Origin of the sequence: Actinotalea alkalitolerans (assembly GCF_023369855.1) — a bacterium.
Lineage (GTDB): Bacteria > Actinomycetota > Actinomycetes > Actinomycetales > Cellulomonadaceae > Actinotalea.
The window spans coordinates 192371-214366 of the sequence record NZ_JAMBPP010000007.1 but is presented as its reverse complement, the minus strand read 5'-3'; the positions used below and the strand labels follow the sequence as shown (position 1 = coordinate 214366).

Annotated in this window: 22 protein-coding genes, 1 tRNA gene and 1 riboswitch; of the genes, 10 read left to right on the top strand and 13 right to left on the bottom strand. The window is 72.8% G+C overall.

The window, feature by feature from the left end; genetic code table 11:
• Positions 1-37 precede the first annotated feature (37 nt).
• Together M1R94_RS20760 and M1R94_RS10910 are read right to left on the bottom strand one after the other, a co-directional pair.
• Complete coding sequence (locus M1R94_RS20760) at positions 38-646, bottom strand: LytR C-terminal domain-containing protein (protein WP_249381716.1); 609 nt, start codon at positions 644-646, stop codon at positions 38-40.
• Between the two features lie 31 nt (positions 647-677).
• Complete coding sequence (locus M1R94_RS10910) at positions 678-983, bottom strand: DUF3263 domain-containing protein (RefSeq protein WP_249381715.1); 306 nt, start codon at positions 981-983, stop codon at positions 678-680.
• A gap of 157 nt (positions 984-1140) precedes the next feature.
• Here M1R94_RS10910 and M1R94_RS10905 point away from each other — a divergent pair, with 157 nt between their 5' ends.
• On the top strand, positions 1141-1857 hold the full coding sequence (locus tag M1R94_RS10905) for a uracil-DNA glycosylase (RefSeq protein ID WP_249381714.1): 717 nt from the start codon (positions 1141-1143) through the stop codon (positions 1855-1857).
• Here the strand turns inward: M1R94_RS10905 and M1R94_RS10900 are convergent.
• Positions 1854-2270, bottom strand: a complete 417-nt coding sequence (locus M1R94_RS10900) for a hypothetical protein (RefSeq protein ID WP_249381713.1) — start codon at positions 2268-2270, stop codon at positions 1854-1856. The genes M1R94_RS10905 and M1R94_RS10900 overlap by 4 nt on opposite strands.
• Before the next feature lie 220 nt (positions 2271-2490).
• Positions 2491-2565, bottom strand: a riboswitch (cyclic di-GMP riboswitch).
• Positions 2566-2666: 101 nt separating this feature from the next.
• Here M1R94_RS10900 and M1R94_RS10895 point away from each other — a divergent pair.
• On the top strand, positions 2667-3524 hold the full coding sequence (locus tag M1R94_RS10895) for an SGNH/GDSL hydrolase family protein (protein WP_249381712.1): 858 nt from the start codon (positions 2667-2669) through the stop codon (positions 3522-3524).
• Between the two features lie 16 nt (positions 3525-3540).
• Here M1R94_RS10895 and M1R94_RS10890 read toward each other — a convergent pair whose 3' ends face one another.
• The 3 genes from M1R94_RS10890 to M1R94_RS10880 all read right to left on the bottom strand — a co-directional run bounded on the left by M1R94_RS10890 (position 3541) and on the right by M1R94_RS10880 (position 5429).
• Positions 3541-4329: a hypothetical protein gene (locus M1R94_RS10890; RefSeq protein ID WP_249381711.1), complete on the bottom strand. Its 789-nt coding sequence runs from the start codon at positions 4327-4329 to the stop codon at positions 3541-3543.
• Positions 4330-4390: 61 nt separating this feature from the next.
• A complete protein-coding gene (locus M1R94_RS10885) occupies positions 4391-5005 on the bottom strand; it encodes a signal peptidase I (protein WP_249381710.1) in 615 nt (204 codons plus the stop codon).
• Between the two features lie 28 nt (positions 5006-5033).
• Positions 5034-5429 (bottom strand): hypothetical protein, encoded by a 396-nt coding sequence (locus M1R94_RS10880; protein WP_249381709.1) that lies wholly within the window; start codon positions 5427-5429, stop codon positions 5034-5036.
• A gap of 565 nt (positions 5430-5994) precedes the next feature.
• Between M1R94_RS10880 and M1R94_RS10875 the strand changes: the two genes are divergently transcribed.
• The 4 genes from M1R94_RS10875 to M1R94_RS10860 all read left to right on the top strand — a co-directional run bounded on the left by M1R94_RS10875 (position 5995) and on the right by M1R94_RS10860 (position 10185).
• Positions 5995-6981, top strand: a complete 987-nt coding sequence (locus M1R94_RS10875) for a carbohydrate ABC transporter permease (protein ID WP_249381708.1) — start codon at positions 5995-5997, stop codon at positions 6979-6981.
• Positions 6978-7913 (top strand): carbohydrate ABC transporter permease, encoded by a 936-nt coding sequence (locus M1R94_RS10870; RefSeq protein ID WP_249381707.1) that lies wholly within the window; start codon positions 6978-6980, stop codon positions 7911-7913. Before M1R94_RS10875 ends, M1R94_RS10870 begins: the two co-directional genes overlap by 4 nt.
• A gap of 116 nt (positions 7914-8029) precedes the next feature.
• Positions 8030-9442: an ABC transporter substrate-binding protein gene (locus tag M1R94_RS10865; RefSeq protein ID WP_249381706.1), complete on the top strand. Its 1413-nt coding sequence runs from the start codon at positions 8030-8032 to the stop codon at positions 9440-9442.
• Entirely contained in the window at positions 9439-10185 is a 747-nt protein-coding gene (locus tag M1R94_RS10860; protein ID WP_249381705.1) for a glycerophosphodiester phosphodiesterase, read from the top strand. The genes M1R94_RS10865 and M1R94_RS10860 overlap by 4 nt, the downstream gene beginning before the upstream one ends.
• 77 nt (positions 10186-10262) lie before the next feature.
• Here the strand turns inward: M1R94_RS10860 and M1R94_RS10855 are convergent.
• The 5 genes from M1R94_RS10855 to M1R94_RS10835 all read right to left on the bottom strand — a co-directional run bounded on the left by M1R94_RS10855 (position 10263) and on the right by M1R94_RS10835 (position 14364).
• A tRNA-Thr gene (locus M1R94_RS10855) sits at positions 10263-10334 on the bottom strand.
• Between the two features lie 139 nt (positions 10335-10473).
• Positions 10474-11313: a DsbA family protein gene (locus tag M1R94_RS10850; protein WP_249381704.1), complete on the bottom strand. Its 840-nt coding sequence runs from the start codon at positions 11311-11313 to the stop codon at positions 10474-10476.
• A gap of 58 nt (positions 11314-11371) precedes the next feature.
• A complete protein-coding gene (locus M1R94_RS10845; RefSeq protein ID WP_249381703.1) occupies positions 11372-11992 on the bottom strand; it encodes a MauE/DoxX family redox-associated membrane protein in 621 nt (206 codons plus the stop codon).
• A 47-nt stretch (positions 11993-12039) separates the two neighbouring features.
• Positions 12040-12546, bottom strand: coding sequence for a hypothetical protein (locus M1R94_RS10840; protein ID WP_249381702.1), 507 nt, complete (start codon positions 12544-12546; stop codon positions 12040-12042).
• Positions 12547-12609: 63 nt separating this feature from the next.
• Entirely contained in the window at positions 12610-14364 is a 1755-nt protein-coding gene (locus M1R94_RS10835) for a serine/threonine-protein kinase (protein ID WP_249381701.1), read from the bottom strand.
• A 92-nt stretch (positions 14365-14456) separates the two neighbouring features.
• On the opposite strand from M1R94_RS10835, the gene M1R94_RS10830 reads away from it, so the two are divergent.
• From M1R94_RS10830 to M1R94_RS10815, 4 genes are all read left to right on the top strand, one after another.
• On the top strand, positions 14457-15929 hold the full coding sequence (locus M1R94_RS10830) for an alpha,alpha-trehalose-phosphate synthase (UDP-forming) (RefSeq protein ID WP_249381700.1): 1473 nt from the start codon (positions 14457-14459) through the stop codon (positions 15927-15929).
• The gene (gene otsB, locus M1R94_RS10825) at positions 15926-16735 is read left to right on the top strand and encodes a trehalose-phosphatase (protein ID WP_249381699.1); all 810 of its coding nucleotides are present in this window, start codon (positions 15926-15928) and stop codon (positions 16733-16735) included. Before M1R94_RS10830 ends, otsB begins: the two co-directional genes overlap by 4 nt.
• Positions 16736-16910: 175 nt before the next feature.
• Positions 16911-18038 (top strand): ABC transporter ATP-binding protein, encoded by a 1128-nt coding sequence (locus M1R94_RS10820; protein ID WP_249381698.1) that lies wholly within the window; start codon positions 16911-16913, stop codon positions 18036-18038.
• 135 nt (positions 18039-18173) lie between these two features.
• Positions 18174-19418 (top strand): DUF4032 domain-containing protein, encoded by a 1245-nt coding sequence (locus M1R94_RS10815; RefSeq protein ID WP_249381697.1) that lies wholly within the window; start codon positions 18174-18176, stop codon positions 19416-19418.
• Positions 19419-19455: 37 nt separating this feature from the next.
• On the opposite strand, the gene rlmB is transcribed toward M1R94_RS10815, so the two are convergent.
• Both rlmB and cysS read right to left on the bottom strand, forming a co-directional pair.
• Positions 19456-20484: a 23S rRNA (guanosine(2251)-2'-O)-methyltransferase RlmB gene (gene rlmB / locus M1R94_RS10810; RefSeq protein WP_249381696.1), complete on the bottom strand. Its 1029-nt coding sequence runs from the start codon at positions 20482-20484 to the stop codon at positions 19456-19458.
• Positions 20484-21935 (bottom strand): cysteine--tRNA ligase, encoded by a 1452-nt coding sequence (gene cysS, locus M1R94_RS10805; RefSeq protein ID WP_249381695.1) that lies wholly within the window; start codon positions 21933-21935, stop codon positions 20484-20486. The genes rlmB and cysS overlap by 1 nt, the downstream gene beginning before the upstream one ends.
• Positions 21936-21996 lie beyond the last annotated feature (61 nt).

The following is a 21996-nucleotide window of genomic DNA, read 5'->3' as shown; positions in this document are numbered from 1 at the left end:
GGGAGCGCCGCCCGAGAGGCGAACGGGGACGGGCCGGTCAGGGTGTGTAGTCCGCCGCCAGCACGGCTGTCACGACGTCGCCCGCGATCTCGGCCGACTCCTCGACCGTCGTGATGCCCAGGCTCGCCGCCACCGTCTGGGCCGTGGTCACGTCCTGCTCGGTCGGGTAGTAGACGACCGAGACATCCGGGCGCTCCTGCCAGTTCCCGGTGGTGACGGCGGTGAACCCGGCAGCCTCGAGGCGCTCCCGGCCGCCTGCGGCCAGTCCCGAGGCGCCCGTCCCGTTCATGACCTGGACCGCACGGGCGAGGTCGACGTCCGGCGCAGGGACCTCGGGCTCGACCGGCTCCTCCACCACGGGGTCCTCGGCTGCCTCGCCGGGCTCCTCCGCGGTCGGGTCGTCGGTGGTCTCCGGGGCCTCGGAGGGCTCGTCCTGGGTGAACACCGAGGGCAGGCTGTCCGGGGATCCGTCCCAGTCCGACCACCACGTCACCAACCCGTAGGCCAGGACAGGGAGCACCACGAGGACGGCCAGGAACGGCCACCACCGGGTCACGGCCGACCTGGGGGCGCGATGGGACCCACGAGGGCCGTCCGACACGACGTCGAACTCGTCCTGGGGGTGGGGGTACCGCGCCTTGCTCACGGCGGACAGGCTAGCCGGTCGCGGTCCCGGATCAGCCCTCGACGCCCAGACGACGCGCGGTCCGTGCTCGCTGACGCGAGGAGCGCATCCTGCGCAGCCGCTTGATCAGCATCGGGTCGTGGGCCAGCGCCGCCGGGGAGTCGATCAACGCGTTGAGCACCTGGTAGTACCGGGTGGCCGACATCTCGAACAGCTCACGGACGGCCTGCTCCTTGGCGCCCGCGTACTTCCACCACTGCCGCTCGAAGGCGAGGATCTGCTGGTCACGCTCGGAGAGCTCGGCACCGACCGTCGTGCGGTCAGGGCTGCTCAGCGTGGCGGTCGCCGTGGCGTCCATGCGGTCCTCCAGCGGATCGGGTCGATGGTCCGAGGGCCATGCTAGCCGCCGAATGACAGCCATGTCATTCCTCGGGCGGGTCGGCCGCACCCCTCCACCCGACGCCCGCCGGGACCAGGGCACGTGACCGCGCCACCCGCCCGCGTAGCCTGCCGGGATGGCCCGCCTCCCGCTCGACGAGCTCGTCGCCCCCGACTGGGCCGAGGCCCTCGCCCCGGTCGAACCGCGGCTGCGCAGCATCGGTGACGCGCTGCGCGGCGAGGTCGCCGCCGGAAGACCGTACCTGCCCGCACCGTCCGACGTGCTGCGGGCCATGCACCGTCCGATGGCGCAGGTTCGGGTGCTCGTGGTCGGGCAGGACCCCTATCCCACCCGTGGCCACGCGACGGGCCTGGCGTTCTCCGTCGCACCGCACGTCCGGCCCCTGCCCCGGTCGCTGCAGAACGTCTACCGCGAGCTGGCCGACGACGTCGGCGGCACCCCCGGCCCGTCGGGCGACCTCACCGGCTGGGCCGACCAGGGGGTCCTGCTGCTCAACAGGGTGCTGACCGTGCGTGAGGGCACCCCGGGGTCCCACCGTGGGCTCGGGTGGGAGAAGATCACCGACCGCGCGATCGCCGCACTCGTCGAGCGCGGCGGACCGCTCGTCGCGGTGCTGTGGGGACGAGACGCTCAGCGCCTGACCCCCGCACTGGGCGCGGTGCCGGTCGTGGCGAGCGCGCACCCCAGCCCGCTGTCCGCCTCGCGCGGGTTCTTCGGCTCGCGCCCGTTCTCGCAGGTCAACCGGTTGCTCGTGGCGCAGGGCGCGCCTGCCGTGGACTGGTGCCGCCCCGTCCCCACGGGGCGGCACCACGTCACGACGGCCGAGGACTAGTCCCCGACCTCCCGGAGCACGACGCTCACCCCCGTGAGCTGGTCCGCACCCACCGGCGTCGATGCCGGTACCACGACGTCCATCTGCGGCGCGCGCACCTCAGCGGTGATCTCGGCCAACGGAGCCCCCCCGGGCCCGTTGAGGGAGACGACGACGTCGTACCCCTGGCACTGCTCGTCCAGCCCCGACAGCCGGGCGGCAGATACCCCGTACCCCTTGAGCGCGGCGTCGTAGGCGACGTCGTAGTCGATGGTGATCTGCGAGTCGTTGCACTGCTCGGTGGCAGCGTCACCGCCCACAGAGAAGAACGGACCCTCGAGGTCCGTGCCGGCCGCGGACGCGGCCCGTAGACCGACGAGGGCGACGGCGCACAGCGCGACGGCAACCGCCTGGCGGTTCTTGCGACTGCTCATCTGTCCCCCTCCTGGGTCCGAGATGGTGACTTCCTTCACCGGACGTCCGTGTCCGGTGGTGCCCCCTGCGGTCACGTCCTGCGACCAGGGGCGGGTGTCATGCGTGAAGGATCAGGGGGTCCGATGACCTCGGACGCTGATCTGCGGGGGCACGTAGTGCGCCGGCCAGGTGGAGCGGGACCAGGTGGTCCGTGGTGTGCTCATGAGGGCCTCGTTGTCGTTCGGTAACCCGGCTGACCCTGAGGGTCCCGTGGCTTTGCGTCCCCGCCTTGCAACGGGTTTGCCTGCTTGTCGCTGACCTGCCCAGGATGACCCACCCCCGGGTCCGCGTCTACCGCCCGCGACGGCGAGGCGTCCGGTTTGGGCCCTTGGTGTGCTTCGGAGCACACTGGCACGGTGGATTTCACCCGCTCGAAGGCCTATCCGGACCGCATCCCCGACCGAAAGGACTCGCCCTGGCGTCGCTACGTCGCGCTGGGCGACTCTTTCACCGAGGGCTTGTGGGACCTCCCCGGAGGAGAACCGCCGTCCGACGCCGGCACGGCCGAGCCCGCTGCACCGTGCCGGGGGTGGGCCGACCTCCTGGCGCAGCACCTCGCCGAGCGCACTCCCGGGGACGAGCTGCGGTACGCCAACCTCGCGGTCCGGGGGCGCCTGCTCGGTCCCATCCTCACCGAGCAGGTCCCCACGGCGCTGGGCCTCGAGCCCGACCTGGTGAGCCTGGTGGGCGGAGGCAACGACCTGCTCCGCCCCGCGGCGGACCCGGACGCCATGGCCGCCCGGCTCGAGCAGGCGGTCGTCCGGCTGCGCCGCGCCGGGGCCGACGTGCTGCTCGCCACCGGCATGGACGCCAAGGACAGCCCGGTGATGCGCCGCACCCGCGGTCGCGTCGCGACGCTCAACTCCCACGTGTGGTCGATCGCCCGGCGCCACGACGCCCACGTCCTGGACGTGTGGGGCATGCGCTCGCTGCGCGACTGGCGGATGTGGAGCCCTGACCGGATCCACCTGACCACCGAGGGCCACCGGCGCGTCGCCCAGGCCGCCCTGGTGGCCCTGGGGCTCGACCCCGACGACGCGGCGTGGGACGACCCGTTGACGCCGCTGCCGCCGCTGCGGCGCACCGAGCGGATCCGTCAGGACGCCCAGTGGCTGCGCACCCACGCCTACCCGTGGGCGACCCGTCGGCTCCGCGGTCAGTCGTCGGGCGACCGCCGCGCGGCCAAGCGACCGGTGCTCGGACCCGTCGGCTGAGAGGCTTCGCGGCCCGTCAGGGGCAGGTGATCAGGTTGCCCGAGCCGGCCGGCCGGGCCTGCAGGTAGAACGAGCGCACCGTGCTCTTGCGCAGCTCGTCGAAGTCCCACCACGCCGTGGTCCCGCCCAGGGTGAGCAGAGGCATCTGGGCGCAGGTGCTCGTGGCGACCACGCCACCGTCGGAGTCCATCGCCTTGGGCACGAAGGGGTACGTCGGGTCGGCGAAGTTCATCGTCACGGTCCACGTCACCGGGTTGTTGGCGTTGGTCGCGCGGGCGTCGGCCACCTTGACGTAGACGTTGTAGGCACCGCTCCAGGCGTCCAGACGGGTCACCTCTGCCGTGCAGGGTCGGCTGGGGTCGCTGGTCGTGCAGCTGATCGCGGGTGCGGTGGGCGGGGACGTCGGCGTGTGGCTCCACGCCGTCGGCAGTCCCCAGCCCCCCACCAGGAGGGCCACCCGGACCACGTCGGCCGCCACGTAGCCCGGAACGGCGATCGTGACCTCGGCGCCGGTGGAGGGCAGGGTGAATATCGAGTCCGTGCCGGCCAGCGCCCCCGCGGCACCGACCAGGCGCAGCGTGCCGGACAGGCCGTGGCAGCCGGCGGGGACCGTCAGCACCACCGAGGACGCCGAACCGGCGGACACCGCACCGGCGCGCACCGCGACCACCTGGTCCGTGCACCGGCCGGTGAGGCTGAAGGTGTCGAGGGAGCCTGCACGCACACCCAGGGAGGCCGCCTGCCCGACCGTGGCGCTCATGAGGAGCGTCACGACGAGCAGCGTCAGGGCCAGGACTCGCCTCACAGGGCACTCCTCTCGCGGCTCGGGCTGCGGTGCGACGGCAGGTGCGGGGAACGGGGTCGGGCTAGGAGTGCGGTGCGGCAGGTGCCGCACCGAGGCCCTGCAGGAGGTCCTCGTCGGGGACGACGTCGGGCTCCGGTGCGGGATCGTCGCCCGACTCAGGGCTGTGCGCCAGGTCCTGCGTCTCTCGTCCGGGCCAGACGATCACGGCGAGCGCCACGACCATCAGCGAGACCCAGGTGAGCGGACTGAGCAGGATCGAGGCGAACCGCCCGACCTGGGGCAGGTGCAGCACCGCCGAGCCGTGGATGTCCTGCGCGACGGGCATCCAGGGGTCCAGGAAGTCGTTGTTGTCTCCCTGGACGACCCAGCCGGCCTCGTCGCCGCCGATGATCCGGTGGATCACGCGGGCGCCACCGACGTTCGGGGGGCTGTAGACGATCACGTCGCCGACCTCGACCTGCCCGCAGCGGGAGACCACCAGGTCACCCGTGACGTACGTGGGCTCCATCGAGCGCCCCGAGACGATCGTCAGGGTCGTGCAGCCACCGAGCGAGCTGGGCCACAGGAACCAGCCGACCACCAGCGCGCCCACCACCCACACGATGCTCGAGGCAGCACCGACCAGCCGACGTGACCAGGTCACGTCGGCCGGTCGTGCGCTGTCGGTGGCGCCCATCCGGACGTCGGTCGAGCGGACGGTCGGGTCAGCCGGAGATGACGACGGAGACGCTCTCGACCAGCTCGGCGTCGACTGCCGACGTCAGCGAGTAGGCGGGCCCGCCCGCAGCGACCGTGGTGGTGATCTCGGCGAGCGAGGCCCCGTCAGCATCGGCGAGGGTGATCCGCAGGTCGTTGCCCACGCACGCGGTCGCGACGTCACCGAGCGTGACGGCCGACGTCAGGTAGGTCGCCTCGTCGGCCGAGTACCCGTTGGTGAAGGTCACGTCGATGCCGTCGTCGTCGCACGCCGCGACGATGTCGGTGCCCGCGCCGAGCGAGGCGCTGTTGACGTTCAGCTGGGCGGCGGAGGCCAGGGTCAGCCCGGCGACGCCGACGACGGCGAGGGCGAGGGCGGCGGACTTGCGGCGCGTGGAAGCCATGAGGGGTCCTTCGAGGTCGGGTGGTTCGGCGACCGGGGGGTCGCCTGACGGGGGGGACGTGCCGAACCGGTGGGGGCCGGCTCGCCCACCTGACGCCGTCCGGCTGGGTAGGCCGGGCGACACTCCAGGAGGGCAGCCCCAGTGTTGCGGTCCGAACCCGCAGAATTCGCGGACTGTCGCCACCGACCTGTGCTTTCACACCGATTTCACCCGCTCGACCTAGGGCAAAGCGGGCATACCGCGCGGGGTATGCCGGGGCAGTGATGACCATGGTCGCGCGACCACAGCCAGCACACCACGTCGTCGGCTGCCGCGAACCGTCGGCCACGCCCCGATGAACCCTCGACGCCACTCTGGCGACCCGCGCCTGAACCCCCCGAGAACCACGTGAACGTTGCGCCAACCCTTCGGCAACGCCGTCGCGGACCAGGCTTCTCGCCCTCGTCGCCGGGCTACGTTCGCTCACGGTCCGGACCGGTGGCACCACCCCCGGCAGGACCCGGTGCACCACCCGGTGCCCCGCCTGCGCCGTCCGGCGCAGCACCGCTCGTCGCCCGGAGAGCCCATGGCCGCCGTCCTCGCCCAACCTGGACCCGACCCCCGCGCCGTACCGGACCCAGCGGGCGCCGCACCGGCCGTCGGCGCACTCGGTCCGCGGTCGAGGCGCAGGGCGAGCTCGCGCCGACGCCGTGCGCTGCTGTGGTTCCTGGTGCTCGCAGGACCCAACGTCGCCCTGCTCGCCCTGTTCGTGTACCGACCGCTCGTGGAGAGCTTCTACCTCTCCACCATGCAGTGGAACCTCGGGTCACCGGTCGCCCGGTTCGTGGGGCTGGGCAACTACGTCGAGTGGTTCACCAGCCCTGCGACCAGTCAGGTCCTGGCGACCACGGCGGTCTTCACGGTCACCACGGTGGGCGGGGCGCTCGTGCTGGGCCTCGGGCTCGCGCTGCTGCTCGACCGCCGCCTGCCGGGCCGGGGCCTGGCCCGGACCGTGGCCTTCGCCCCCTACGTCCTGTCCGGGTACGCCGTCGGGATCCTCTGGCTGTTCATCTTCGACCCGCGCTACGGGCTGATGTCAGCGGTGCTCGGCTGGTTCGGGGCCGCCTCGCCCCAGTGGTACACCGCCGAGCCCTGGCCCCTGGTCATGATCATCGTGGTGTACCTGTGGAAGAACCTCGGGTACGTCGCCCTGATCTACCTGGCCGGGCTCCAGTCCGTACCGCAGGACCTGCGCGACGCGGCATCGCTGGACGGCGCCGGCCCGACCCGCACGCTGCGGTCGATCGTGCTGCCGCTGCTCACCCCGACGACGTTCTTCCTCACGGTCACGATGATGCTCGCCTCGCTCCAGTCCTTCGACATCATCCGCTCGATGACCTCGGGCGGCCCCCTCGGCAGCACCACCACGCTGATGTACCAGATATACCAGGAGGGCTTCGTCAACGGCCGTGCGGGCTACGCGTCCGCGGGCGCCACCGTGCTCTTCCTCGTGCTACTCACGGTCACCGCGCTGCAGCTGCGCTACGTCGAGAAGAAGGTCCACTACGCATGAGCCTGCAGACCTCCCCTCGCCCGGCCGCGACCACGGCACCAGCCACCACCCCGACCCCGCCCACGGCGGCTCCCCCTCGTCCTGGCACCGGGCGCCGCCGTCGGGACCCCCGCACCCTCCTGCTGGACGCCGGCGGCTGGGTCACGATGACGGCGGCGACGGTCGTGCTCGGCGCCCCGCTGCTGTGGATGGTGCTCGCGAGCCTCAAGCGCCCCGCAGAGCTGTACCGCCTGCCCCTGCAGTGGCTCCCCGAGGCAGTTGACCTCACGAGCTACCAGAACGCGGCCCAGACCATCCCGATCGGCCAGCTGTTCCTCAACAGCGTGGGGCTCACGGTGGTCGGCGCGGGACTCAAGGTCATCCTCGGACTGTGCTGCGCGTACGCGCTGGTGTTCCTGGACGTGCCGTTCCGGCGCACCGTGTTCCTCGTGGTCATCGCGGCCCTGATGATCCCGCCCCAGATCACGATCATCCCCAACTACTCCTTCGTGGCGAGCCTGGGCTGGCTGAACACCTACCAGGGGATCCTCGTCCCCGGGCTCGCGAGCGCCTTCGGCACCTTCCTGTTCCGCCAGCACTTCCTCACGCTGCCCGCCTCCGTCCTGGAGGCGGCCGAGCTCGACGGCGCGGGGCACTGGCGGCGGCTGTGGCGGTTCGTCGTGCCGATGTCCCTGCCGACCGTCGCCGCCGTCGGCCTGGTGGCGGTGGTCAACGAGTGGAACGACTACCTGTGGCCGTTCCTCGTCGTGGACGACCCGCAGAAGATGACCCTGCCCGTGGGACTCACGCTGCTGCAGAACATCGACGGCATGAACGACTGGGGGATGCTGCTGGCCGCCACGGTCCTGGTCACCCTGCCGATCCTGCTGGTCTTCCTCGTCCTGCAACGCCGGCTCGTCGCCGGCCTCACCACGGGGGCCGTCACCGGCTGACCCCTGCATCGGGGCCGACGACGGTGCCCCGGACCCTCCCAGACCACCGGGCCGACCGGCCCGGCCCGCCCCCGCACCGAGCGGGAGCACCCACCCGCACTCCCGAGGAGACACCTGTGTCCACCCGCCCCGTGCTGACCCGCCGCGAGCCCACCCGCCGCCCCCTGGTGGACCGACCGAGCTCACGACGGCCGTCGGCCCTCGCGCTCGGCGCCCTGACCGCCGTCGGCGCGCTGACGTTGACCGCCTGCACCGGTCCGAGCGTCGCCTCGGACGTCTCGTCCGAGTCCCGTGAGCAGGCCACCGAGGTGGACTGGTCACAGGTCGAGCCCGCCTCCGAGATCACCTGGTGGAGCAACCACCCCGGTGGTTCGCAAGAGGTCGAGAAGGAGCTCGTCGAGCGCTTCGAGGAGGCCCACCCGGAGATCTCCGTCAACCTCGTCACCGCCGGGGCGAACTACGACGAGATCGCCCAGCGCTTCCAGGCCGCGTCGCAGACCGACCAGCTCCCCGACCTGGTGATCTCCTCCGACGTCTGGTGGTTCCGCTACCACCTGAACGACCAGATCATGCCGCTCGACGACGTGTTCGAGCACCTCGAGGTCGACGTCGACGACTACGTCCCGGCCTTCTACGGCGACTACGAGTACGACGGCCTGCACTGGGCCGCGCCGTACGCCCGGTCCACACCGCTCTTCTACTACAACGCCGACATGTGGCAGGCCGCCGGCCTGCCCGACCGTGGCCCCGAGACCTGGGCCGAGCTCGCCGGGTGGCAGGACGCCCTGACCGAGCAGGTCCCCGCGGACTCGGCCCCGCTGGGTCTGTCCGTCGGGCCGTCCTGGTCCGCGTGGTGGTTCAAGAACATCCTGTGGGGCCACGGCGGCCAGTACTCCGACGAGTGGGAGACCACCCTGGACACCCCGGAGGCCCTCGAGGCCGGGGAGTTCCTGCGGGACATGTTCCACGACAGCGGTCTCGCGACCGTCTCGGAGGACTCGGCCGTCGACTTCGCCTCAGGCCTCGTCGCGGCCACCATCGGCTCGACCGGGTCGCTCAAGGGGATCCTCGACGCCGCGGAGTTCGAGGTCGGCACGGCGTACCTGCCCGACGGTCCCGCCGGTGGCGGCACCCCCACCGGCGGCACCGGCCTGGCGATCCCGTCCTCCCGCACGCCCGAGCAGCAGCTCGCCGCGGCGATCTTCCTGGCGTTCCTCACCGAGACCGACCAGACCGCGCACTTCTCCCAGAACACCGGGTACATGCCGGTCCGTACCTCGGCGATCGAGTCACCCGAGATGCAGGCCGTCTACGCCGAGGCGCCGCAGTTCCGCACGGCCGTGGACCAGCTCAACGACAAGGCCCGCTCCCAGGACTGGATCCGCGTCTTCGTCCCCGGGGCGGACCAGCTGCTCAGCGAGGGCATCGAGCAGATCGTGCTGCGCGGCACCGACCCGGAGCAGGCGTGGAGCTCCATCACCCCGCGCATCGAGACCGCCTACCGCGAGAACGTGGAGCCCTACCTGTGACGCTGGTCGTCGCCCACCGCGGCAACTCGTCCGTCGCGCCGCAGAACACCCTGGCGGCGTTCGAGGCGGCGTGGCGGGCCGGCGCGGGGGCGATCGAGATCGACGTGCAGCTCACCGCGGACGGCCAGGTGGTGGTCATCCACGACGAGACCCTGGACGCCACCACCGACGGCTTCGGCGCCGTCGCGAGCACCGACCTGGACCGGGTGCGGTCCCTGGACGCCGGCGGGTGGTTCGCCCCGGCGTTCGTCGGCCAGCGGGTCCCGACGCTCACCGAGGTGCTCGACCTCCTGCTCACCCGCCCAGGCATGGACCTCCTGCTGGAGGTCAAGGGCGCGTGGACCGTCGAGCAGGCGCGTCGGGTGACCGACCCCGTGACCGACGCGGGACTGGCCGACCGGGTGGTCGTGCAGAGCTTCTGGCCCGAGACGGTCGCCGCGCTGCGCGAGGCGGCCCCCGGGCTGCGTCGCGGGCTCCTGGTCCTCGAGGCACCGCACGACCTCGTCGACCGTTGCCAGGACCTCGGGGTCGTGACGTGCAACCCGCACGGCCTGCTCCTGGTGCAGCACCCGGACCTGGTGGACCGGCTGCACGCCGCCGGCCTGCAGGTCATGGTGTGGACCCTCGACGAGCCCGAGCACTGGGCCGCGGCGATGGCCTTCGGCGTCGACGCGATCATCACCGACCGACCCGACCGTCTCGCCGGTTGGCTCGCCGCCCGCACCCCGGCACCGGTGGCCTGAGTCCGACCTCGCGGGCCGGGAGGACGACGACGGCGCGGTCCCCGGTGATCTCGGGGGCCGCGCCGTGGTCGTGTGCGAGCCGCCTGTCGGATTCGAACCGACGACCGTCCGCTTACAAGGCGGGAGCTCTACCACTGAGCTAAGGCGGCCTGCGGGCCCCGCTGCGAGGGCTGCGCGCGACCAGTCTGCCAGAGCGGTCGCGCACGGCAGGGCGGGGTCACGCGGCCCGGGCCCGGGGACGGCAGCTCGCCGCGCCCGGGCCCGCGACCGTGCGGTGCCGACCGGGGATCAGCCGCGGGCAGCGTCGATCGCCTCGGCGAGCCGACCCTCCTCACGCCAGTCGACGGACTCGTCCAGGGGCTCGCCGTCGATCAGGATCGTCGGGGTCTGCAGGCGGCCCAGGTCCTTGGAGGCCTGCTCGGTCGCAGCCCTCACCCACGGCGTGAAGGCCGGTGCGTCGCCCGCGGTCCCGTCCCCCAGGTGCTCGCCCGCGGCGATCTGCGCGGCGACCTCCTCGGGCACCCCGGCCTGCCGGGCGAGGTCGGCCATCTGCTCGTCGGTGAGCCCGACGACCCCCTCGGCGGGCTGGTTCGCCATGAGCAGCTGGTTGAGCTCGACGAAGGCCTCGGGGGCCTGGTCTGCCACGAACGCCACCGTGACCGCCGCGCGGGTCGAGTAGACCGAGCCCGCCGACTCACGGTCCAGGATCGAGACCGGGTGGTACTCCACGACGATGTCGCCCGCCTCGCGGTACTCGTCGAGGACCGGCCCGCCGAGCTCCTCGAAGAGCGCGCAGTAGGGGCAGAGGAAATCGGAGTAGACGCTCACGACCACGGCGTCAGGATCGGTGCCGTCGGTCCGCCCGGCGATGCCCTCCTGACCGACGGGGATGGCCCCGGACAACGTCGACCCGGCCGGCCGGGCGACGTCCTCGATCGGCGAGGCGTTCGCCTGACCCAGGATGATGGTGACCAGGACGGCCAGGCCGGCCAGGCCGGCGACGAGCGCCCCGATGACGATGGTGCGCTGGCGCCGTGCGGCGCGCTGCTGCTCCTCGCGCAGGCGCAGGGCTGCGACCCGGGCCTCCTCGCGTCGGTCAGCCTTCGTGGTGCGTGGTGCGGTGGACATGGGCGTCCTTCCAGTGGTGTGTGGGAGTGCGTGCGGAGGGGTCGGCACCCCTCGAGGGTCAGCGGGCCGTCGGCTCGAGGCCGAGCGGGCGGTCCAGGGAGAGGCGTGAGCGCGGCCACGCCATGAGCAGCGCCGCGCCGGCCACGAACGCGAGGTCCCGCAGGATCTCCTGCAGGTACACCGTCTCGCTCGGGTCGATCGGTCCGCCGCCGCCGAAGCAACCGCAGTCGATGGCAAGGCCCCGTGCCCACGCCGACGCGATCGCGATGGTGAACGCGACCATCAGCGCGCCGAAGGCCAGGGCCGAGAGCCGCGTGAACAGCCCGAGCAGCAGCAGCAACCCGATGATGATCTCGATCATCGGCAGGGCCATGCCGACCGGGGCCACCAGGACCTCGGGCAGCAGCTCGTACGCGCGGGTCGCCCGGACGCTGCCGGGCAGGTCGCCGATCTTGAGCAGCCCGGCGGCCAGGGCCACGCCTGCCAGGCCGAGCCTGAGCACGGTCGAGAACCACGGCTGCCACCGCCGCCACGCGTCGGCGGCGGGCGTCGTGGTCGTGGGCTCGCCGCCGTCGGGAAGGGCGTGGTCGGCGTCCGGCGACGCCAGCGCGTCGCGCGCGGTCATGTCGTTCGGGCGGGGGTCGTGCGGGGCGGAGGTGCCGCCCAGGGTCGGTGCCACTACGTCTCCTCAGGTCGGGGCGCCCGGCACGGAGGTGACGGACGGGGTCAGGCCGGCAGGAGCACCGGAGGACCGCGCCGCCAGGGCGAGACCAGGACGCTCGACGCGCCCCTTCGGGTCGAACGGGCCCAGAGGACCGGGTGGGCCGCCCGCAGGTGGACCTCGACGCGCACCGGGAGCCGCGGCGCGATCGACCCGAGCACGGACACGGCCGCCGCGGCCACAGCCCGCAGCCGGGAGCCGAGGCCGACACCCAGGCCAGCGGCGACCAGGTGGGCCAGCAGGACGGGCAGGGCCACGACGACGACGACACCCATCACCCGGGTGCCCTCACCGCCGATCGCGAGGGTGCCTGCCGGGCACTCCCCACCCGCGCGCAGCAGAGCCAGGCTCAGGCCGAGCCGGCCCGCGAGTCCGTCACCGACCACGCACTGGTGCACCAGGACCGCACCCTGCTGGACCAGCAGCGTGCCCGCACCGAGCACCGCCACGAGGACCGCCAGCGCAGCCAGCGGACCGGGGCGGCGCACGGAGCGTGCTCGTCCTGGGGGCATGCCGTCACGATACGCGGACCCGAGCTCATCCCCCAGGGACCATCCGCCGTACGCCGGTGGCGGTCAGCGCAGCCCGGGCGGACCGGGAAGCGGCCACCACACGGTCGCGGTCTCACCCTGGAGGGTGGCCGCCACGAGCACCGCGCACGCAGCCAGGGCGAGCAGCACCACCACCGCCGCACCCGCCCGTCCGGGAGCCAGCGCCGCGAGCGACCAGCGTGCACCCACGCGCGTCGTGCGCGCCGTCGGCCCGAACCAGATCAGCAGCAGCCCGATCAGCACCACGAACGCGAGCAGGGCGGGCTCGACCCACGCCGCGTTCTGGCCCAGGTTCCCGGCGGGCTCCCCGTCGGCCGACTCAGCCAGCACGAAGCGACCGCTGCCGAGCAGCCACCAGCCGACGCCCCCCACGAGCACGACCGCACTCACCGCGACCAGGACCCCCGGGAGCAGCCCGAGCAGCCCCCGGAGCAGGTACCAGGGCGTACCGACCACGGCCCGTGTCACGTCTCCGCGGCGGACCCCGCGACGCTCGCGGCGTCCCAGCACCCCCGCGACGGCGAGACCGACCGCGCGGACCAGCAGCGCGAGCACCGCGGCGACCAGCAGCGCCACGCCCGGAGAGGTCGACCCGAGCACCACCAGCACCGCCGCGAGGGCGAGCACCGTGCCGATCCTGCGCCGCGGCTCGGGTCGCGGCGGCCACCCCTCGGCCGCGTCGGTGCTGTACGGGTCGACGTACCCCTCGGGGCCGGGCCCCCGGTCGTCGTCGTCGTAGCCGTCGAGGTCCTCGTCGTCGCCGTAGTCGTCGTCGCTCGTGTCGTCGAGGTGGTCGTCGTCCCTGTGGTCCTCGTGGACACCGTCGGTGGTCAGCACGCGGGTCACACCCGCCGCACCTGCCGACCCGTCCGCCCCCGCGCCGAGCGCGGCCGTGGCACCCGTGGACCGCAGGACCTGCGTCCCGGCGGTGTCCTGGCCGGGGACCTCCAGGACCGACGTCGCGCCGCCGTCCCCTGCAGCGGCACGCGTCAGCTCGGAGACCAGGTCCTCGGGAGGCAGGCGCCGCGCCGGGTCCACCGCGAGCGCGGAGCGCAGGGCCGCAGCCGTCCGCGGGTCAAGCCCTTCGAGGTCCGCCTCGCCGGACCGTGCCCGGGCGAGCACGGCCTGCAGCGGGCGGGTGCCGAACGGTGGACGACCCGTCGCGGCGAAGGCCACCAGCGCGGCCCACCCCCACCAGTCCCCCGCGGTCGAGGGCTCACCGCCCTCGAGCAGCTCGGGCGAGAGGTACCCGGGTGTGCCCACCACCAGGCCGGTCGAGGTGACGCGGGCGTCCTCGACCGCCTGCGCGATGCCGAAGTCGATGAGCACCGGCCCCGTCGGGGTCACGAGCACGTTGCCCGGGGTCAGGTCGCGGTGCAGCACCCCGGCCTCGTGGACGGCCGCGAGCGCCTCGCGCAACGCGCCGGCAAGGGCCACCAGGTCGGTCGGCGGCAGCGGACCCTGGCGGCGCACGTGCGCGGCGAGGTCCTCACCCTCGAGCAGCTCGGTGACCACGAAGGCCTCGGAGGAGTCGATCTCGGCGTCGAGCACCCGGGCCACGCCGGGGTGGCGCAGCCGCTGCAGGTTCGCGACCTCGCGCCTCAGCCGCTCGCGGGCGTCGGGGTCGGCGTCCAGGTGCGCGTGCAGCAGCTTGAGCGCGACGACCGTCCCACCACCGTCGACCGCGCGGTAGACCGCGCCCATCCCGCCCTGACCGAGCGGGGTCAGCACGCGGTAGCCACCGATCTCGGTGCCCGGGACCACGCCGATGCGCTCCATGACGTCACGGTAACCGGCCGGGACGGACCCGCCGGGCGGCGCGCCGCCCGGGCAGATAGCCTCGTCGTCGAGTCAAGGAGCTGATACGCACCGTGGGATCCCAGGGCTACAAGCTGGTCGTCGTCGCCAACCGCCTCCCCGTCGACCAGACCGTCGAGGAGGACGGCACGACCTCGTGGCGGCGTTCACCCGGAGGTCTGGTGAGTGCCCTCGAACCGGTCATGCGGGCCGCCGACGGCGCCTGGGTCGGCTGGTCGGGCGCCCCCGACGTCGAGGCCGAGCCCTTCGACGCCCAGGGGATGCGGCTGGTCCCGGTGCGGCTGAGCGGCGAGGAGATCGCCGACTACTACGAGGGCTTCTCCAACGACACGCTCTGGCCGCTGAGCCACGACGTCATCAGCCCGCCCGAGTTCCACCGGCACTGGTGGGACGCCTACCGCCGGGTCAACAAGCGCTTCGCCGAGGCTGCCGCCGGGCAGGCCGCGCAGGGCGCCGTGGTGTGGGTCCACGACTACCAGATGCAGCTGGTCCCGGCGCTGCTCCGCGAGATGCGGCCCGACCTGCGCATCGGCTACTTCCACCACATCCCGTTCCCACCGCTGGAGATCTTCGCGCAGCTCCCGTGGCGGCGTCAGGTCGTCGAGGGACTGCTGGGCGCGGACCTGGTGGGCTTCCAGCGCGGTGGTGACGCGTCGAACTTCATCCGCGTGGTGCGTCGGCTGACCGACCTCACGACCCGTGGTCAGGTCGTCACGGTGCCGCGGAACGCCCCACCGACAGCGCCCGGCGAGGAGCCGCCGCCGCACGGCCACGGCGAGCGCCACGTCCGCGCGGCGGCCTTCCCGATCTCGATCGACTCGGCCCGGTTCGACGCGATGGCGCGCACCGACGAGGTGCGTGCGCGGGCCAGGGAGATCCGCCACGACCTGGGCGACCCGTCGATCCTGCTGCTCGGGGTCGACCGCCTCGACTACACCAAGGGGATCCGGCACCGGATCAAGGCCTACGGCGAGCTGCTCGACGACGGCCGCCTGAAGATCCCGGACGCCGCGCTGGTCCAGGTGGCCAGCCCGAGCCGGGAGAACGTCGAGGCGTACCAGCAGCTGCGTGACGACGTCGAGGCGCTGGTGGGCCGGATCAACGGTGAGCACGGGCAGATCGGCGCGGCGGCCATCTACTACATGCACCACTCCTACCCGCCCGAGGAGATGGCCGCGCTGTACCTCGCGGCCGACGTGATGCTCGTGACCTCCCTGCGCGACGGGATGAACCTGGTCGCCAAGGAGTTCGTCGCCGCGTGCACCGACGAGCGCGGGGTCCTGGTGCTGAGCGAGTTCACCGGCGCGGCCGACGAGCTGTCCGGGGCGCTGCTGGTCAACCCGCACGACATCGACGGGATGAAGGACACGATCGCCCGTGCCGCCCAGATGGAGCCCCGCGAGATGCGGACCCGGATGCGCCGCCTGCGCCGCCGGGTGCTGGACGACGACGTCACCAAGTGGTCCCAGACGTTCCTCGCGACCCTGACCGCCGTCCCCGCCCGAAAGGTCGACCCCACGCCATGACGAGCACCGATGACCTCGACGACCTCACCGTCGCCCTCGCCGGTCTGGCGCGCGACGTCGCCCGCGGGGGCCAGGTGCTGCTCGCGTTCGACTTCGACGGCGTGCTCGCCCCGCTGCAGGACGACCCCGCGGCCAGCCGCGCCCTGCCGGTCTCGGTCGATGCCCTCGCCCGCCTGGGCGCCGTCCCGGGCGTGGTGCTGGCGATGGTCTCGGGGCGCGGCGTCGAGGACCTGGCCGACAAGGCCGAGGTGCCCGAGGGGACCCACCTGGTGGGCAGCCACGGCGCCGAGCGGGGACGCTGGCAGCACGGACGGCTCGAGCGGGTGGACCTCACCCTCGAGCCGGCGGCTGCCGACCGCCTGGACGGCCTCGGCACCGCGCTCGACGCCGCCGTGACGGGCACCACCGCCCGGGTCGAGCACAAGCCGGCCTCGGTGGTCCTGCACACCCGGTCGGTGGATCCCACGGACGCCGAGCGGCTCACGGCGCTAGCCCTGGAGCTCGGCGAGGCGCAGGGTGTCGACGCCATGCGGGGCAAGGACGTCGTCGAGCTCGCCGTGCTGCACGTGACCAAGGGCGACGCGCTCGCGACCCTGCGCGAGGAGCTCGCGGTCGACGCCCTGCTCTACGCGGGGGACGACGTGACCGACGAGCGCGCCTTCGCGACCCTCGGTGACCAGGACGTGACGATCAAGGTCGGGGAGGGCGCGACCGCCGCACGCTTCCGGGTCGCCGACCCGCACGCCCTCGCCGAACGGCTCGACGGACTGGTCGCTCTGCTGACCCAGGCCCGCACCGGCCCCTGAGCCCCGGCCCGGCGGTCCCTGTCCTGCCCGGCCGGGGATGTGGCAGGATGAGCCCGTCGCACGGTGACGCTCCTCACAGCAGAGGCCCACCGTGTCGGTGTCATCGATGACACGCGACACTCCCATTCACGACGGATCGTCCGGCACGTACCTGCCGGTGAAGGGATTTACCGAGATGGCTACTGTCACTTTCGACAAGGCAACCCGGGTCTACCCGGGGACCGAACGCCCCGCGGTCGACGCGCTGGACCTGCACATCGAGGACGGCGAGTTCCTCGTCCTCGTCGGCCCCTCGGGCTGCGGCAAGTCCACCTCGCTGCGGATGCTCGCAGGCCTCGAGGACGTCAACGCCGGCCGCATCCTGATCGGTGACCGCGACGTCACCGACGTGCAGCCCAAGGACCGCGACATCGCGATGGTGTTCCAGAACTACGCGCTGTACCCGCACATGTCCGTCGCGGACAACATGGGCTTCGCGCTCAAGATCGCCGGGAACCCCAAGGCCGACATCCGCAAGCGTGTCGAGGACGCCGCCAAGATCCTGGACCTCTCGGAGTACCTGGACCGCAAGCCCAAGGCCCTCTCCGGTGGTCAGCGTCAGCGTGTGGCCATGGGTCGAGCGATCGTCCGCCAGCCGCAGGTCTTCCTCATGGACGAGCCGCTGTCGAACCTCGACGCCAAGCTCCGCGTGCAGACCCGCACGCAGATCGCCTCGCTCCAGCGCCGTCTGGGCGTCACCACGGTCTACGTCACCCACGACCAGACCGAGGCCCTGACGATGGGTGACCGCATCGCGGTCCTCAAGGACGGCCTCCTGCAGCAGGTCGGCACGCCCCGCGACATGTACGACACCCCGGCGAACGTCTTCGTCGCCGGCTTCATCGGCTCGCCCGCGATGAACATCGGCTCCTTCCAGGTGATGGACGGCGCCGCGCAGCTCGGCCAGACCCGCATCCCGCTCGAGCGGTCGGTCCTGGCCACGCTGACCCCGGAGGACAAGAGCCACATCACGGTCGGGTTCCGGCCCGAGTCGCTCGAGATGGTCACCCAGGCGACCGAGGGTGCCTTCGCGATCAAGGTCGTCCTGGTCGAGGAGCTCGGCTCGGACGCCTTCATCTACGGCGAGCTCGTGGGCGCCGGCCAGGCTGCCAAGGACATCCACTCGGGTGCCGGCGACGCCCAGCTGATCGTGCGCGTCGACCCCCGCAACGTCCCGATGAAGGGTGACACCGTCTGGGTCACCATCCGCCCGGGCGACCGTCACGTGTTCTCGGCGAGCACCGGCCTGCGGATCCCCATCTGACGGTTCTCGAACCGTCGTCGTAGCACCCGTTGTAGTCGCACCCTGCAGGGGCGGGACGGCATCTGCCGCCCCGCCCCTGTAGTTTTGCCCTGAGCACCACCCGGCAGCCCGCCACCCAGCCCAAGGAGCCAGTGGATGTCGCAGTCGCTGCAGATCACCGCGGCCTCGCCCGACCCGGCCCTGCTGGACCTGCCGTGGCACCTCCCCCTCGAGGACTGGCCCGAGGAGACCCTCGCCGCCCTCCCCCGAGGCATCTCGCGGCACGTGGTCCGCTTCGTCAAGCTCTCGGGGCGGGTGATCGCGGTCAAGGAGATCGGTGAGACCGTCGCCTACCGCGAGTACGAGCTGCTGCGCGCGCTGCAGCGGCTCGGGGTCCCCAGCGTGGTCCCCGTCGGGGTGATCACGGGTCGCAGCGACGTCGACGGCGAGCGGCTCGAGGCGGTGCTCGTGACCAAGCACCTGCAGTTCTCGCTGCCGTACCGGGCCCTGTTCAGCCAGGCCCTGCAGCCGCAGACCACCACCCGGCTGATCGACGCGCTCGCCGTCCTGCTCGTCCGCCTGCACCTGACCGGGTTCTACTGGGGCGACGTCTCGCTGTCGAACACGCTCTTCCGCCGCGACGCCGAGACCTTCGCCGCCTACCTGGTCGACGCCGAGACCGGTGACCTCCACGACCGGCTCAGCGACGGGCAGCGGGCCTACGACCTCGAGGTGGCGCGGGTCAACATCATCGGCGAGCTGATGGACCTCGAGGCCGGCAACCTGCTCGAGACCGGGATCGACACCATCGCGATCGGTGGGCGGCTGGTCGAGCGGTACGAGGAGCTCTGGACCGGGCTCACCGACGCCGAGTCCTTCGACACCGGGGAGCGGTGGCGGGTCGCGGCGCGGATCGAGCGCCTCAACGCCCTGGGCTTCGACGTCGGCGAGCTCGACATCACGACCGACATCGGCGGCACCACGGTGCGGATCCAGCCCAAGGTCGTCGACGCCGGTCACCACTCCCGACGTCTCATGCGCCTGACCGGCCTGGACGTCCAGGAGAACCAGGCGCGACGCCTGCTGAACGACCTCGACGCCTACCGGGCCGCCGCCGACCGCCAGGGCGAGGACGAGGAGTTCGCCGCGCACGACTGGCTGACCACCGTGTTCGAGCCGGCCGTCCGCGCGATCCCGCGGGAGCTGCGCGGCAAGCTCGAGCCGGCCCAGGTCTTCCACGAGATGCTCGACCACCGCTGGTTCATCTCGAGCGAGCAGAACCGGGACGTGCCGATGTCCGAGGCGATCGAGAGCTACATCCAGGGGGTCCTCACGCACCGGCCGGACGAGAAGTCCGTGCTGGGCGTCGACACCGCGGTGCTGCCCCGGGTCACCGAGTGAGCCGCGACGCGGCCGAGCCGGTGACCCGAGGCGTGCATCACCTGCTGCGCAGGCGTGCCACCTCGTAGAGCGTGATGCCTGCGGCGACGCCGGCGTTGAGGGACTCGACCGAGCTGCTGATCGGGATCGAGGCGACCACGTCGCAGGTCTCCCGGACCAGCCGTCCCAGTCCCTTGCCCTCGGAGCCGATCACGAGCACGACGGGCTCGGTGGCGAGCTCGAGGTCGGCGACCTGCGTGGTCCCGCCGCCGTCGAGCCCGACGATGAAGCAGCCAGCCTGACGGAGCTCACCCAGGGCGCGCACCAGGTTGGTCGCCCGGGCCACGGGGACGCGAGCGGCGGCCCCGGCAGAGACCTTCCACGCCGACGCCGTGACGCCGGCCGCTCGACGCTCGGGCACCAGGACGCCGTGGGCACCGAACGCACCGGCCGAGCGCAGCACGGCGCCGAGGTTGCGCGGGTCGGTGATGCCGTCCAGGGCCACGATCAGCGCGGGCGTGCCCGCGTGCTCGGCCCGCTGCACCAGGTCGCCCGGGGTCACGTACTCGTAGGCCGGGACCTGGATCGCGACGCCCTGGTGCACCATGCCGTCGGTGAGGCGGTCGAGCTCGGGCTTGGTGACCTCGAGCAGCGGCAGCCGCCGGTCCGAGGTCAGCTTGAGGATCTCTCGGACGCGCTCGTCGGCGTCGACCCGGTGGCTGACCCACACCCCCGAGCAGGGGACCCCGGCACGCAGGGCCTCGACCACCGAGTTGCGACCGGCGACGATCTCGGCGCCGCCGGTCGACGCCTTGGGACCACGGCCACCGGCCGGACGGGCGGGACGGGCCGGACGGGCGGTGGCGCCGGCCGACGTCGGCCGGGCCCGCCCTCCGCGAGTGGCCTTCTCCTCGCGCTCGGCGGCAGCCTTGCGCTTGGCCTTGACGTGGTAGGGCCGGTCCTCGGCCTTGGGGGTGGGGCCGCGGCCCTCCAGGGCGCGGCGTCCCTTGCCGCCGGTGCCGATCGTCGCGCCCTTCTTGCTGCCCGCTGTGCGGGTGGCACCCCGCCGCTGTGAGTTGCCTGCCATCAGTCCTCCTGGTCCGAGCCGTGCGCGAGCGACCAGCGTGCGCCGGTCGGTGAGTCCTCCACGACGATGCCGGCCGCGCTGAGGCGGTCGCGCACGGCGTCGGCGGTCGCCCAGTCCTTGGCCGCACGGGCGCGGGCGCGCTCGTCCAGCTGGGCCCGGACGAGGGTGTCGAGAGCATGCCGGGCGGGCCCGGCCTGGGCGTCCTGGTCGTGCGCGTCCCACTGCAGCGGGTCGAGCCCCAGCACGTCGAGCATGGCACGCACGACGGTGCTCGTGGTCGCGGCCTCGTCGCGGTCGCCGTCGGCCAGGGCCGTGTTCCCGTGCCGGACGTGCTCGTGCACCACGGCCAGGGCAGCCGGGACGTTGAGGTCGTCGTCCATCGCGGCGGTGAACGCCGCAGGCAGCTCGACCTCCGCGAGGTCGGCTGCGGGACCCTGACCGGACTCACCGAGCAGCTCGGTGGTGCGGTGCACGAAGCCGGCCAGGCGGTTCCAGGTGGCCTCGGCCTCGTGCAGCGTCTCGGGCGCGTACTCGAGCATCGACCGGTACTGGACCGTGGTCAGGGCGAACCGCAGGACCACCGGTCGGGTGTGCTCGAGGATGCTCGAGACCAGCAGCGAGTTGCCGAGCGACTTGCTCATCTTGGCGCCGCCCTGGGTCACCCAGGCACTGTGCATCCACGTCTGGGCGAACCCGTGGCCGGCGGCCCTGGACTGCGCCTGCTCGTTCTCGTGGTGCGGGAAGCGCAGGTCCAGTCCGCCGCCGTGGATGTCGAAGGTGTCGCCGAGGTATCGCTGCGCCATCGCCGAGCACTCCAGGTGCCACCCCGGTCGGCCGCGACCGAAGGGTGTCGGCCACGACGCGGTCGCAGGGTCGGTGGGCTTGGCGGCCTTCCAGAGCGCGAAGTCGCGCGGGTCCTTCTTGACCGAGGTGCCGTCCGGGGCGTCCTCGGCAGGGGGGAGGTCGTCGGGCCGCTGGTTGGTGAGCGCGCCGTACTCGGCGAACGAGCGCACGTCGAACCAGACGTCGCCCTCCCCCGTGACGTAGGCGTGCCCGAGGGCGACCAGGCGCTCCATGAGCTCGACCATCTCGGTCGCGTGGCCCGTGGCGCGCGGCTCGTAGGTGGGCGGGAGCACGCCGACCGCGTCGTACGCCGCGGTGAACTCGCGCTCGAAGCGCTGCGCCCACGCCCACCAGGGCGTCCCCGCCTCGGCAGAGCGGGCGAGGATCTTGTCGTCGATGTCGGTCACGTTGCGCACCAGGGTGACCTGGTAGCCGCTGCGGCCCAGCCAGCGCACCAGGACGTCGAAGGCCACGGCCATCCGCAGGTGCCCGATGTGCGGCGAGCCCTGCACCGTCGCACCGCACACGTAGATCCCTACCTGGCCGGGGCGCAGCGGGGTGAACGCGCGGGTGGTGCGCGTCGCGGTGTCGTACAGGTGCAGGCTCACCGCGCAAGGGTACCGGCGTGCACCGGTCCCGCTCAGCCCCGGCTGCCGGTGGACCCGTCGC